Here is a 12,614-nt window from a genome sequence, read left to right as displayed (position 1 = left end):
CAGATGCAACCTCTAGATAAAGAAGCATCGCTACGCCTAATCCGCATCGGCTTAGAGGAGGATTTCGCACACGGCCCCGACGCTACGACGGAAGCCACCATCGACGCGGACGCAGTACTGACCACCCACGTCGTCCCACGCCAACCGGGCGTAGTGGCGGGCTTGGACGTGATCGCCTGGATCATGCAAGAGATCAGCCCGGATATCCGCGTCACCGTGCACGCGAACGACGGCGACAAGGTTGCCCCCGGAACAAAGCTCGCAACCGTGAGCGGTCCTGCCCGCCCGATCCTCTCGGCGGAGCGCACCATGCTGAATCTGCTGACCTACGCCAGCGGCATTGCCACGCAAACGCAGCAGTGGACTGATGCGCTGGCCGGCACTGGCGCCAAAGTGCGCGACTCACGCAAGACGCTTCCCGGCTACCGCGACTTTGCCAAATACGCCGTGCGCTGCGGCGGTGGCGTAAACCACCGCATGAGCCTGGGCGATAGCGCCCTGATTAAAGACAACCACGTGGCAAGTGTTGGCAGCGTGGCGGAAGCTTACCGTCGTATGGCGGAAGCATTTCCGGACCTGCCCCGCGAGGTAGAAGTAGACACCCTCGCCCAGCTTGAAGAAGTCCTCGCACTGCATCCCGATTTAGTGATGCTGGACAACTTCAGCGTGGACACCACACGTCAAGCCGTGGAGCTGCGCAACCGGCTCTCGCCGAACACGCGGCTGGAATCCTCCGGAGGCTTAAGCCTTGACGTGGCGCGCGCGTACGCCGAAACCGGCGTGGACTTTCTCGCCGTCGGCGCGTTAACGCACTCGGTGCGCATCCTCGACATCGGGCTGGATGCCGAGGAAGGCTAGATGAAAATCTAGCCGAACAAATTTAGCCGAACATGCTGCGCGCCGTCTTGTAGCGCGCTTCCGGCACCTGCTTCAAGTGCGCCACGGCAGACTCCAGCGGCACCAGGTCAATGTTTTCGCCGTGGAGTGCCACGCAGGTGTCAAAGTTGCCTTCGTGTGCTGCGCGCGCTGCGTGCACGCCATAGCGGGTGGCAAGCACACGGTCATAGGCAGTCGGTGTGCCGCCGCGCTGGATGTGGCCGAGCACGGTAGTGCGTACGTCGTAGCCGAGGCGGCGCTTAATCTCGTCGCCAATGATCTGGCCCATGCCGTTGAAGGTCTTGTGGCCAAACTCATCTTCCTCACCAAGACCGGCGTCCATCGTGCCTTCCTTAGGCACAGCGCCCTCAGCAACCACGATGATGCCGTACTTCTCCCCCATCTGGAAGCGCCGCTCCATGGCCTTGCAGATCTCTTCGATGTCGAAGGGAGCCTCGGGGATCACAGTGTAGTGTGCGCCGCCCGCCATGCCTGCGTGCAGCGCGATCCAGCCGACGTGGCGGCCCATAACCTCCACGATCAGGATGCGGTTGTGTGATTCCGCGGTGGTGTGCAGGCGGTCGATCGCATCCGTTGCCACAGACACCGCGGTGTCAAAGCCGAAGGTGTAGTCGGTTGCCGCAACGTCGTTATCAATGGTCTTTGGCACACCAACGACTGGGATGCCGTTGTCTGCCAACCACTTCGCACCCTTAAGGGTGCCTTCGCCGCCGATGGCAATAAGCGCGTCTACCTCGGCGTCTGCAAGATTGGCCTTGATCTGGTCAATGCCTGCCTTGAACTTGTCGGGGTGCAGGCGGCCGGTGCCCAAGATGGTGCCGCCGCGTAGGAGGATGGAGTCAATGTAGGCGTCGTCGTAGAGGTCCACCCTGCGGTCCTCCATCAGGCCTACCCAGCCGTCGAGGTAGCCGACCACGGTGGAGCCGTACTCCGCGCTGGCCGTTCGCACGATTCCTCGAATTACAGCATTCAGTCCCGGGCAGTCGCCGCCTGAAGTCAAAGTGGCAAGTCGCATGGTTCCCAGCCTAGCGCGCCACCCCATGGGGCTTCATGCTTAGCGACGCCACCGCCCCCACCACCATCGCCCCCAACGGCAACACCAGCGCTTTTGCAGCAGTCGCGTCGATCTCCCCCGACGCCAGCACTGCACCAACCAGCGCGACACCCACCACGCTGCCAACCTGGCGCGCCGTGTTGTAGAGCCCCGAGGCCGCGCCGGTGTGCGCACCGTCAATACCCCGCATGGTCAGCGCTGCGTTCGGCGCCCACACGAATGCCCCGCCGATGCCGAGAAGCGAGGTCACCGCGGCAAACCATGCAACGGGCGCCCCGGCGTTAATCAGTGCAACGGCCAATGCAAGGCCCGCCGCGCACACACTAAAGCCCGCAACGCACAGCTTGCCTGGGTCCATACGGTCCGTGAGGTAGCCGGCAACCGGGGTCAAGGCGAGTGCGAATAAGGACATGGGCACGGTGACAAGCCCTGCCGTGGTTGGCATTGCGCCCGCAACCGTTTGCAGCCAATACATCAGGGGGATGAACATGGATGCCACCGAAAAGCCCATCATGGCCACACCTATCGTGCCCAGCGCAAAGGCCCTACCGCTGAGAAGTCCGATTGGCAGGAACCCACCGTCGGTGCCGTTGCGTGCAGAAAGCACGAGCAGCACAACCAGTAGCAGGCCGAGAAGGATCGAAGGCCACTGGCCGAACTGGATGCCGTAGACCAAGCACCCAAGGCCGCCGAACGATAGCAGCACGGGCAGAAGCGTCACCTGCTGCTGCCCGCGCGGCAGCGCTGGCAAGGCAATCAAGCCAGCCACCAGTGCCGCAACCCCCAGCCCCGCTTGGGCGTAAAACGCCGCGCGCCAGCCGTAGCTTTCCGCAACAGCACCGCCAGCCACGGGTCCCAGCATGGAGGCCACTGAGCCAATCACGCCCCAGGCAGCAAACGCTCGGCCTTGCTGGTCATCGGCAAACACCCGCGGGATCAGCCCGAACGCTTGCGGCAGGAACACCGCCGCGCCAAAGCCCTGCAACGCACGCGCTGCCACCAAAGAGCCAAAAGACCACGAGGCACCCGCCAATCCCAAACCCAGGACGTAGACGCACAAGCCGGCAAGGAACATGCGGCGCTGCCCGTAGACGTCTCCAAGACGGCCCGTGGCGGGCATCGGTGCCACCGTGCACAGCAGGTAGATGGAGGTCAGCCAGACGGCGCTTTTCACGTCGAAAGGCAAAAGCGGCGTGATCACGGGCATGAAGCCCTGATCAATCAGGACAAGAAAATACCCCGCAGCCAAGGCTGCGAGGGTATTCCAAGGATTAACGGCCGGCTTCAAAAGCGGCACCCACGCGGTAGAGGCGCGCGTCCTCAAACGCCGGGGCGATCAGCTGCAGACCAACCGGAAGGCCGGTGTCTGACGCCTTACCAGCCGGCACGGACATGCCCGGCAGGCCAGCCAAGTTCAGCGGCAGGGTGAACAGGTCAAAGTTGTACATCGCCAACGGATCATCCACCTTCTCCCCCAGCTTGAACGCCGTGGACGGCACAGCTGGGCCAGCGATGACGTCAACCTGCTCGAAGGCACGCTTCATATCCTGCGCGATCATCGTGCGCACGCGTTGTGCCTGCAGGTAGTACGCGTCGTAGTAACCAACAGACAGCGCGTAGGTGCCCAGGATTACGCGGCGCTTGACCTCAGGGCCGAAACCTGCGCCACGAGAGGCCGCCATGACCTCCTCAGCGGAACGGGTGCCGTCATCGCCGACGCGCAGGCCGTAACGCATACCGTCGAAACGAGCCAGGTTCGAGCTGACCTCAGACATCTGGATGATGTAGTAGGCACCCATCACGTCATCGAAGCTCGGGCAGTCAACCTCAACGATCTCCGCGCCCTGGCGCTCAAACTGCGCAAAGGCTTCATCGATCAGCTCAGCCACGCCAGCCTGCGTGCCCGGGCGGTTGAACTGCTTCACGCGGCCAATCTTCACGCCCGTAAGGTCGCCGGATGCGCCCTCACGCGCCGCATCTGCACACTTGGGTACCTCGCGGTCCACGCTGGTTGCGTCGAACTCGTCGTGGCCGGCGATGATCTCGTGCAACAGCGCCGTATCCAGCACGTTGTTGGCGCACGGGCCGACCTGGTCCAGGGAAGACGCACACGCAATCACGCCGTAGCGCGACACGCCACCGTAGGTCGGCTTCACACCCACCGTGCCGGTCAAAGATGCCGGCTGACGGATCGAGCCGCCGGTGTCCGTACCAATGCCCAGCGGTGCCTCACCGGAAGCCAGCGCAGCGGCGGTACCGCCACCGGAGCCACCCGGCACTCGCTCCAGGTCGTGCGGGTTCTTCGTCGGCTTGTAGGCAGAGTTCTCCGTGGAGGAACCCATGGCGAACTCATCCAGGTTGGTCTTGCCCAGGATCGGGATACCAGCTTCACGCAGCTTGGTCACCACAGTCGCGTCGTACGGGCTCATGTAGCCCTCAAGCATTTTGGATGCCGCAGTCGTCGGCGCATCCGTAGTCACCAGCAGGTCTTTAAGCGCCAGCGGCACACCAGCAAGCGCAGAAGCCGGCTCCTCGCCGCTTGTCACCTGCTCATCCACCTTGTCGGCCACAGCGAGTGCTTCCTCCACACCAACGTGCAGGAATGCACCGATCTCACCGTCAACCTCGGCGATACGGTCCAAAAACGCCTCGGTGATCTCACGCGAAGTCACCTCGCCAGCTTGGATAATGGCAGCCAGCTCGTGTGCCGGCTTCGAAATCAGGCCCTCGGCAGGAATCGTGTACTGGGTCATAGTTCTTAATCTCCCTCTCCGAGAATCTGCGGCACAACGAAGCGTTCGTCTTCCACGGCCGGAGCCTGGTCCAGCGCTTGGGCCTGCGTCAGCGTCTTCTTCTCCACGTCTGCGCGCATGCCCGCGTCGATGGAGTGCGGGTGGCTCATCGGGGTAACCCCCTCGGTGTCCACGCCCTGGACCTTCGAAACAGCATCCACAATCGTGTCTAGCTGCTTCGCAATATCGTCGAGTTCCTCATCATTCAGCGCGATTCGAGCAAGGCGCGCAATGCGCGCGACCTCGTCGCGGGAAATCTCAGCCACAGTCGTTATATCCCTTCCACGTCACGTGGGTTGCGTTTAACGGGGATCATCTTACGTCACGCCTACACAACCACCGGCACAACTACCGGCCAGCCCCGGTTGCTATAAAGGAGTTCATGTCCTATCTCATCCGCGTAACCCTTCCGAACGTCCCCGGCAGCCTTGGTCAGCTGGCCGAAGCGTTTGGCATTGTGGACGCTGACATTAACTCCGTGGACATTGTGGAAACCTCGCTAGATGGCACCGTAACCGATGACATCGTGGTGACACTTCCCACTGGCGTCATGGTAGACACGCTGATCACCGCCGTAGCCTCGGTTGAGGGTGCGGAGGTGGATTCCATCCGCCCGTTTACGGGTCGTGTGGACCGCCGCGGACAGATTGAGATGCTTGCAAAGATTGCGGATTGTTCCAGCCGCGTCAACGACACGTTGGATGAGCTGGTCAATGTCATGCCGGGTGCGGTTACCTCCTCCTGGGCGGTCGTGCTGCGTGATACCCCCGATGGGCTTGCCCGGGTCGCCGCCTCCCCGGCCGCACCGGAGGATGATGGTTCCCACCCGAGCATGCCGCTTATCGACGCAGCACGGGTCCTCCAACCCGACTACGACGAATGGGCGCCAGAGCCGTGGTTCCAACTCGGTACCGCGCTGACTATTACTCCGCTCAACGGCACCGACATGGTGCTGGTCATCGGGCGTGTTGGCGGGCCTGACTACCTGGCATCTGAGGTCCGTGAGATCGGCGATCTGGGCCGCATCGTCGGCGCGATGCTGCGCTAGAAGTACCGCGCGACTTATGCAATCGCGTCTGGGCCGCCCTCAAGCAGTTGCACAAACTGCGCCTCGGTGAGAATCGGCCGCCCCAGCTCCTCGGCCTTTGCGGCCTTGGAGCCGGCGTTTTCACCAACCACCACGTAGTCAGTTTTCTTCGATACCGAACCTGCTGCCTTACCGCCGCGTGACAGGATCGCTTCCTTAATCTCGTCGCGAGTAAAGCCCTCCAGCGTGCCGGTGGCAACGATGGTCAGGCCCTCCAGCGTCTGCGGGGCGCGCTCTTCCTCGTCCGACTCCATGGTCACCCCGGCGGCTGCCCAGGCATCCACGATCGCCTGGTGCCAATCAACCGTGAACCATTCCTTAAACGACGCTGCAATCACCTCGCCAACACCGTCAGTCTCGGCAAGGTCCTCCACGGGGGCGTCCATAAGCGCCTGCAACGAGTGGTACCGCGTTGCTAGTGCGCGGGCCGCGGTGGGACCGACGTGGCGGATAGACAGCGCGGTGATCACCCGCCACAGATCCGCGTGACGCGCGGTCTCAAGGTTGGCCAGCAGCTTCTTGCCAGCAGCGTTGACTGCGCCGTCTTTACGCGTGTACGCGCTGGACTTCTTCAGGTCTTCCTCGGTGAGGTCGAACAGCTTCGCCTCATCTTCAAGCACACCGGACGCGATCAAGTCCTGAGCACCCTTCTCCCCCAGTGCCTCAATGTCAAAGACGCCGCGGGACGCGATGTACTCCAGCCGCGTCGCTAGCTGCGCCGGGCATGAGCGGGTGTTGGGGCAACGCCAGTCAGCGTCGCCTTCCTTCGCAGGGGCCAGCTTCGTGCCACATGACGGGCAATTCTCCGGGTAGACGAATTCGCGCTCGGTGCCGTCGCGAAGATCAGCAACGGGGCCCAAGACCTCCGGGATGATCTCGCCGGCCTTGCGCACCACCACCGTGTCCCCGATCAACACACCCTTGCGCTTGACCTCGTGCTGGTTGTGCAGGGTGGCCATGGAGACCGTGGAGCCAGAGACAAACACCGGCTCTAGCACTGCAAACGGGGTTGCGCGCCCAGTGCGGCCCACAGAGACCTCGATGTCCAGCAGCTTCGTGGTCACTTCCTGCGGCGGGTACTTGTACGCAATCGCCCAACGCGGCGCGCGCGACGTAGCACCCAGCGCACGCTGCTCCGCCACGGAATCCACCTTGACTACAAGGCCGTCCATCTCATGGATCGCGTCATTGCGGTGCTCGCCCCAGTACTTGACCGCCTTGATTACGTCCTCGGCGGTTTCCGCCTGGCGCGTGTACTCGCTGACCGGCAGCCCCCACTCCGCAAGCTTCAGGTAGGCCTCGTGCTGCGTTTGCGGGTTGAAGCCCTCGCGCGCGCCGATACCGTGGCAGATCATGCGAAGCTTGCGCTTCTTCACATCCTCCGGGTTCTTCTGACGCAAGCCACCTGCTGCCGTGTTGCGCGGGTTGGCAAACGGCTTGCCGCCTTCCTTCTGGCGCAGCTCATTGAGCTCCGGGAAGTCCTCGGGGCGAATAAACACCTCGCCGCGCACCTCAAGGAAGGCCGGGGCGTCACCTTTGAGCGTGTGCGGGATGTCCTCAATCACGCGGGCGTTGGCGGTGATGTCTTCGCCCGTTACACCGTCCCCACGCGTGGCAGCACGGGTGAGCTCACCGTTTTCGTACACCAGGTCAATGGACAACCCGTCGATTTTCAGCTCAGTGAGGTACGGGCCAGGAGTCTTGGCCAGCCACTCGCGCATTTCTGCTTCAGAGAAGACGTTGTCCAGGCTCATCATGCGCTCTGGGTGGGTGACGTCTGCAAACGCACCGTCATTTACTGGGGCGCCGACTTCCTTGGTCGGGGAATCCGGTACGGCTAGCTCCGGGTGCTCCTCTTCAAGCGCCTGCAGGCGACGAAACAGCTCATCAAACTCACCGTCCGAAATTACCGGCTGGCCGTTGTAATACAGGTCCCTGTGGTGGCGGACCTCCCCCGCTAGCTGGTCCCATTCGCGCTGCAAATCTTGAAGTTCGCTCATGAGCAGCCAGTCTAGTGAGTGATTACACAGATCAGTGTTCGAAGATCAGTTTTGGAACAGTGCGAACACGCGCGAGCTAATGGAAGGCGCGCCGCGGAAGTTCGCCGGGCCCACCACAATCACCGCACCCGTCGCCGGGACCTGGTCCAGGTTGGTCATGACCTCTACCTGGTAGATGTCCTGCTCCAGAATGTAGAGCTCGCCGTAGAGGAAACCCGTCTCAGCGGCCACCACACCCGGATCTGTATCCAGCGTCTCATGACCGATGGCAGCCACCTTGCGCTCTTCAACCAAGAACTTCAACGCATCCAGCGTCCAGCCCGGGGTGTGCTGCACGCCGCTGTCATCGTGGTTGACAAATGCCGCCGGGTCCTCCCAGCGCTTGTGCCAGTTGCTGGCAAACGCTACGAAGCTGCCCTCGGGGATCTCGCCGTGCTCGGCCTCGAAAGCCTTGATGTCTTCCACCGTCACACCGTGATCCGGGTTCTGCGCGACCGTGTCTTCCAGGTGGAGAACAAACAGGGGCAGGATGAGTTCGTCGGCACCGATAGCGTCCACAAGCCTCTTGCCCTCCGCAAAGTGCCCAGGCGCATCAATATGGGTGCCATACGGGGTGGCAAAGGTGTACTCCTTGGCAAAGAAACGGTCCTTTGCAATCGTGGTCACCGTGCGCTCAGACATGGGCTGAAATGCCGGAAAGTGCGGGATCTCCGGGTGGATCTGGTGGGTAAGGTCAACGCGCTTCGCGCCGAGAACCTGCTTTTGCCAATCAGTAAGTTGTGTCATGAATGTGACTATCAAACATCACGTGCGCTGGGGGCAAGGATTGTATTCAGTATCCCTGCGGGTTTCGAGAGGTGTCTAGAATATTTGAAAGAATTCTGGAAAGGAGCCAAAGTGCCAGCTACTCATCAGCAAAACGAACGTCCTCTAGAGCTAGCGACTTCAATGCGGGCTGCCAAAGCATCGATGGCTCTCGAAGGACGAAATGTCCCCAAAAACTATGTTCGTTCGGCCATAACTGAGCAAGTACTCCAACGCCTCCGAAGTGATCGTTCATGGGTTTAACACCTGGGTATGGAGAAACGCCTCTCGAAGGGGATGAACTGGAATCTCTCAACCCTGAAGTGCTTCGTAACCTGGGTGAAAGCTTCACAAAGTCAGCGATTTATGACCTAGAAACCGCACTTTACAGCGAAGCTAGGGAAAGACTCCTATCCGAGATTGATCATGAAAAACTAACAGTTCCTGACCTCTTGACGCCTTCGTTTCTAATAGAACTTCACACCATGTTGTTTGAGGGCATTTGGAAATGGGCAGGTAAATTCCGTAAAACTGTCTTGAACATTGGAGTTGAACCCAGTCACATCTCGAGCGAAATCTTTATGGCCTGCGGGAATCTGAATTATCGCTGGGAAGAAGCATTAGTTACTTCTCCACACGATCTCGGAATATGCACCCATGCCGAGTTCGTTCGAATTCATCCTTTTGTAGACGGCAACGGACGTGTCACTCGACTGTTGGCTGACCTAGTATTCGCCGCTGGACAAAGCCTTCCACATACGTTGGAGTATGACTGGAGCATTGATAAGCGGACGTATATCCAGCTTTTACGCACTTTTGATCTCAATCGAGATCCACAACCGCTGTGTGATTTCATTCCGTCCCGGGCGTGTGCCGGTGACCGTTAGAATGGCGTGCATGGCTAACTTCGATGCCTCCCGCATGCTCTCCTTTGACCTGGAGACTACCTCCGCCAACCCGCGTGAGGCCAGGATTGTCACGTCTGCGCTCGTGCGTATCGACGGTGCTGAGGTCACCTCCAACGAAACCCTCGCCGACCCCGGCATAGAGATCCCCGAGGAGGCCGCGAAGGTTCACGGCATCACCACGGAAAAGGCGCGTGCGGAGGGCCGCGACCACGATGAGGTGCTGCACGAAACAGTCGAGGCGATCAAAAAGGGCTGGGACGACGGCCTAGTGCTGGTGGTGTTCAACGCCCCCTACGATCTGACGGTGCTGCGCCAGCTTACGGGCGATTTCACCGTGACCGGTCCGGTCTATGACCCGCTGGTGATTGACCGCGCCAAGGATCGCTACCGCAAGGGCAAGCGCAACCTGACGGCTATGTGTGAGCACTACGGCGTGCGTATTGATAACGCGCATGAGGCGACCGCTGATGCGACCGCCGCCGCGCGCGTTGCGTGGATGCAGGTGCGCAAGCACTTCCCGGAGCTCGCGCAGATGGATACCGGCGAGCTGATGGAGTACCAAGCTGTGGAGTACTACAAGATGCAGGAGGAACGCCGCAGGTACTTCGAATCCAACGGCCGCGACGCCTCAGACGTGTTGCCCGGTTGGCCGATGTTGGGCTAGTCCTGCTGGGCTAGGCCTATTACAGCGCTGCCTGCACCTTTTGCGCGAACGCGCGTAGCCCGTCTGCGTCCCCACCCGATTTCAGGGTGTGGTGCTCCCCTGCCGTGGTTTGCACGACCAAGTCACCAGCGTCATTGGTGCTAACGCTCGCAATGGTTTCGCGCGGCAGCTCGATGCCGAGCTTCTTCTGGCCAAAGCGCAGCGTCTGGCCGTCAAAATCCGCCCAGCGCTTATCCGGCATTAACGCGAACACCACGGCAATAATCACGGCAACTGCAACACCTGCCCACAGACGCTCCATGACTATTGCGAGGACGATGAAAAACAGCACCGCCAAGCCCACGGCAAGGGCCCAGTTCACGGATTTCTTTTCCCAGTGAAGTCGTTCATTCATAATTCAACTGTAAGTGCTTCGTGCATTTCGCGCGCGGCGAAGTAGTTCTTCGCGCTCCCTACCAGCGTTTCTGCCGGAGACGCATACACGTCAATCCGGGTCTCCGCGGGGTCAATCTGTAGTTCATCAAACAAGTTGAACAGCTCGCGCGGCTGCATGGTTGGGATGGCGATGCGTGTGCCGCCATCAAGCAGCCGAGCCAACGCGTCCTTTTCTGCACGTCGTGGATCGACAGTAATCCACGGCACATCCACCAGCGCCGCTGTGTTGAGCAGGTGCTCGCCGAAGCGCTGGAGGATCTCCTCCGGCTCTGGGATCGCACGGATGGTGTCAAAATCGGTGGTGCCCTTGAGGCTTCCGGCCATTACCGCTGGCAGCTGCGGCTCATCGAGTTGCAGCACCGTCGCACCAAAACGCCGCGCCACATCCGCGCGGTGTTCCTCGCACGCATGCAGCAGCGCCTCAGTCAGGTCCCGAAACGCACCCGGGTCAGTGATCATCCGGTGCCCATTGGGCTTTTCTACTAACGACGCCAACGTCAACGGCCCCACCACCTGCACCTTGACCACGTCAACCTTGCCGTGCCAGAGCTCTTCCAACAGGTCCAAGTCGCGATCCATTTGGTCCGCAAGCCCACGCTTGCGTGCCGCCACGCGCCACCCACGTGGACCTGGGGCAACTGGGATCTCCAACAACGCTGCGGTACGTCCGATCAGGTCGGAGCCGACCCCGCGGTCAGGAAGCTGCGGGAGGTGTGGCAGCGGTGACTCGGAGAGCACCACATCCGCTGCCTGTACGAGGTCAGTACCGGGCAGTGGTCCAAGCCCGAATGCAGTAGGTGAAAGTGTCATGCCGTTGCGCAGATGGTGCCGGAGCCTAAGACAACATCGCCTAGGCCATCTGGATCAGGAAGGTACAGCACCGCCGCTTGTCCCCGGGCCACGCCCTCCAGCGGTTGGTGGAGAGAAAGCGTCATGCGGTCGCCGCTGATACGTGCTGTGCACGGCACTACCCCGCCGTGGGCGCGGATCTGCACGTGAGCACCAAGTTCCTCGCCGCTCGACGCAGCGTCTGACATGGCCGGGTGCAAAACCTTGAGTCGGTCCGCGGTGATCTCCTGTACCTTCAGCGCTTCGCGGGGGCCAACGGTGACAGTTCCTGTGGCTGCATCGACGTCGGTGACGTATCGGGGCTTCCCGTCCGCCGCGGGCACGCGGATGTTCAGACCCTTGCGCTGGCCGATCGTGTACTGAAACGCGCCGTCATGTTCTTTGAGCTCATTGCCGTGCGTGTCCTTGATCAGGCCGGGACGCATGCCGATAGAGCGGCCCAAAAAGGCCTGCGTGTTGCCGTCCGGAATGAAGCAGATGTCGTAGGAATCCGGCTTCGACGCAGTAGAGAACCCATGCCGCGCTGCCTCTTCACGGATCTGTGGCTTCTCGGTGTCGCCCACTGGGAAGATGCAGCGATCCAACTCGTCGCGGGTGAGCACACCGAGCACATAAGACTGATCTTTCAACGGGTCCGCGCTGCGCCGCAGGTTGCCGGCATCGTCGATAATTGCGTAGTGCCCTGTGGCGATCGCATCGAAGCCGAGCGTTACCGCACGATCCAGCAGAGCTGCGAACTTGATCTTCTCGTTGCAACGCAGGCACGGGTTTGGGGTCTCGCCGTTTTCATAGGACCAGACGAAGTTGTCAATGACCTCTTCTTTAAACCGGTCAGAGAAATCCCACACGTAAAACGGGATGCCCAACTTGTCGCACACGCGGCGCGCATCCGCAGAGTCCTCGAGGGAGCAGCACCCGCGAGCGGATTCGCGCGTTTGCTGCGCATCTTTGCTCAACGCAAGGTGCACGCCGACAACGTCGTGACCAGCCTCAACAAGGCGCGCTGCCGCTACCGAGGAGTCGACTCCCCCGCTCATCGCCGCTAGTACTCGCATGTCAGCGCAGTGTAGTGCGAAATGCATGTGTGCCCCAAAACTCTTCGTTAAAAACAGTCCTCAAGGGTC

General features: G+C 61.1%; 13 protein-coding genes. 4 read left to right on the top strand and 9 right to left on the bottom strand.

The window, feature by feature from the left end:
• Window positions 1-3: 3 nt before the first annotated feature.
• Window positions 4-858, top strand: a complete 855-nt coding sequence (gene nadC, locus I6I71_RS08330) for a carboxylating nicotinate-nucleotide diphosphorylase (RefSeq protein ID WP_201820323.1) — start codon at window positions 4-6, stop codon at window positions 856-858.
• Window positions 859-880: 22 nt separating this feature from the next.
• Here the strand turns inward: nadC and I6I71_RS08325 are convergent, their stop codons facing one another.
• The 4 genes from I6I71_RS08325 to gatC are packed head-to-tail and all read right to left on the bottom strand — an operon-like array spanning window position 881 to window position 5,009.
• On the bottom strand, window positions 881-1,912 hold the full coding sequence (locus I6I71_RS08325; protein WP_201820319.1) for a 6-phosphofructokinase: 1,032 nt from the start codon (window positions 1,910-1,912) through the stop codon (window positions 881-883).
• 10 nt (window positions 1,913-1,922) lie between these two features.
• On the bottom strand, window positions 1,923-3,200 hold the full coding sequence (locus I6I71_RS08320) for an MFS transporter (RefSeq protein WP_236587284.1): 1,278 nt from the start codon (window positions 3,198-3,200) through the stop codon (window positions 1,923-1,925).
• A gap of 22 nt (window positions 3,201-3,222) precedes the next feature.
• Entirely contained in the window at window positions 3,223-4,704 is a 1,482-nt protein-coding gene (gene gatA, locus I6I71_RS08315) for an Asp-tRNA(Asn)/Glu-tRNA(Gln) amidotransferase subunit GatA (RefSeq protein ID WP_201820313.1), read from the bottom strand.
• Window positions 4,705-4,709: 5 nt separating this feature from the next.
• On the bottom strand, window positions 4,710-5,009 hold the full coding sequence (gatC, locus tag I6I71_RS08310; RefSeq protein WP_052204608.1) for an Asp-tRNA(Asn)/Glu-tRNA(Gln) amidotransferase subunit GatC: 300 nt from the start codon (window positions 5,007-5,009) through the stop codon (window positions 4,710-4,712).
• A 116-nt stretch (window positions 5,010-5,125) separates the two neighbouring features.
• Here gatC and I6I71_RS08305 point away from each other — a divergent pair, with 116 nt between their 5' ends.
• Window positions 5,126-5,791: an ACT domain-containing protein gene (locus I6I71_RS08305; protein ID WP_052204610.1), complete on the top strand. Its 666-nt coding sequence runs from the start codon at window positions 5,126-5,128 to the stop codon at window positions 5,789-5,791.
• Between the two features lie 14 nt (window positions 5,792-5,805).
• On the opposite strand, the gene ligA is transcribed toward I6I71_RS08305, so the two are convergent.
• Both ligA and I6I71_RS08295 read right to left on the bottom strand, forming a co-directional pair.
• Window positions 5,806-7,830 (bottom strand): NAD-dependent DNA ligase LigA, encoded by a 2,025-nt coding sequence (gene ligA / locus I6I71_RS08300; protein ID WP_201820310.1) that lies wholly within the window; start codon window positions 7,828-7,830, stop codon window positions 5,806-5,808.
• Between the two features lie 45 nt (window positions 7,831-7,875).
• Complete coding sequence (locus I6I71_RS08295; protein ID WP_201820308.1) at window positions 7,876-8,616, bottom strand: cyclase family protein; 741 nt, start codon at window positions 8,614-8,616, stop codon at window positions 7,876-7,878.
• A gap of 272 nt (window positions 8,617-8,888) precedes the next feature.
• Here I6I71_RS08295 and I6I71_RS08290 point away from each other — a divergent pair, with 272 nt between their 5' ends.
• Complete coding sequence (locus I6I71_RS08290; protein ID WP_201820306.1) at window positions 8,889-9,521, top strand: Fic family protein; 633 nt, start codon at window positions 8,889-8,891, stop codon at window positions 9,519-9,521.
• Between the two features lie 10 nt (window positions 9,522-9,531).
• Window positions 9,532-10,206, top strand: coding sequence for a 3'-5' exonuclease (locus I6I71_RS08285; RefSeq protein WP_101735029.1), 675 nt, complete (start codon window positions 9,532-9,534; stop codon window positions 10,204-10,206).
• A gap of 19 nt (window positions 10,207-10,225) precedes the next feature.
• Here I6I71_RS08285 and I6I71_RS08280 read toward each other — a convergent pair whose 3' ends face one another.
• Genes I6I71_RS08280 through mnmA form a run of 3 tightly spaced genes read right to left on the bottom strand, consistent with a single transcriptional unit; the run spans window position 10,226 to window position 12,545 of the window.
• The gene (locus I6I71_RS08280; RefSeq protein WP_201820297.1) at window positions 10,226-10,600 is read right to left on the bottom strand and encodes a hypothetical protein; all 375 of its coding nucleotides are present in this window, start codon (window positions 10,598-10,600) and stop codon (window positions 10,226-10,228) included.
• A complete protein-coding gene (locus I6I71_RS08275; protein ID WP_201820294.1) occupies window positions 10,597-11,451 on the bottom strand; it encodes a uroporphyrinogen decarboxylase/cobalamine-independent methonine synthase family protein in 855 nt (284 codons plus the stop codon). The genes I6I71_RS08280 and I6I71_RS08275 overlap by 4 nt, the downstream gene beginning before the upstream one ends.
• Window positions 11,448-12,545, bottom strand: a complete 1,098-nt coding sequence (gene mnmA, locus I6I71_RS08270; protein ID WP_201820292.1) for a tRNA 2-thiouridine(34) synthase MnmA — start codon at window positions 12,543-12,545, stop codon at window positions 11,448-11,450. The genes I6I71_RS08275 and mnmA overlap by 4 nt, the downstream gene beginning before the upstream one ends.
• Between the last annotated feature and the right edge of the window lie 69 nt (window positions 12,546-12,614).

It is taken from the genome of Corynebacterium riegelii (genome assembly GCF_016728505.1).
GTDB classification, from domain to species: Bacteria; Actinomycetota; Actinomycetes; order Mycobacteriales; family Mycobacteriaceae; genus Corynebacterium; species Corynebacterium riegelii.
Note: the sequence above shows the minus strand (reverse complement) of the source record. Positions and strands in the feature narration are given on the sequence as shown.

Excerpts from the sequence above, each read along its gene's own strand:
- I6I71_RS08275 (WP_201820294.1), bottom strand. The coding sequence starts at position 11,451 with ATGACACTTTCACCTACTGCATTCGGGCTTGGACCACTGCCCGGTACT.
- I6I71_RS08285 (WP_101735029.1), top strand. The coding sequence starts at position 9,532 with ATGGCTAACTTCGATGCCTCCCGCATGCTCTCCTTTGACCTGGAGACT.
- gatA (WP_201820313.1), bottom strand. The coding sequence starts at position 4,704 with ATGACCCAGTACACGATTCCTGCCGAGGGCCTGATTTCGAAGCCGGCA.
- I6I71_RS08295 (WP_201820308.1), bottom strand. The coding sequence starts at position 8,616 with ATGACACAACTTACTGATTGGCAAAAGCAGGTTCTCGGCGCGAAGCGC.
- I6I71_RS08325 (WP_201820319.1), bottom strand. The coding sequence starts at position 1,912 with ATGCGACTTGCCACTTTGACTTCAGGCGGCGACTGCCCGGGACTGAAT.
- mnmA (WP_201820292.1), bottom strand. The coding sequence starts at position 12,545 with ATGCGAGTACTAGCGGCGATGAGCGGGGGAGTCGACTCCTCGGTAGCG.
- I6I71_RS08280 (WP_201820297.1), bottom strand. The coding sequence starts at position 10,600 with ATGAATGAACGACTTCACTGGGAAAAGAAATCCGTGAACTGGGCCCTT.
- I6I71_RS08290 (WP_201820306.1), top strand. The coding sequence starts at position 8,889 with ATGGGTTTAACACCTGGGTATGGAGAAACGCCTCTCGAAGGGGATGAA.
- nadC (WP_201820323.1), top strand. The coding sequence starts at position 4 with ATGCAACCTCTAGATAAAGAAGCATCGCTACGCCTAATCCGCATCGGC.
- I6I71_RS08305 (WP_052204610.1), top strand. The coding sequence starts at position 5,126 with ATGTCCTATCTCATCCGCGTAACCCTTCCGAACGTCCCCGGCAGCCTT.
- ligA (WP_201820310.1), bottom strand. The coding sequence starts at position 7,830 with ATGAGCGAACTTCAAGATTTGCAGCGCGAATGGGACCAGCTAGCGGGG.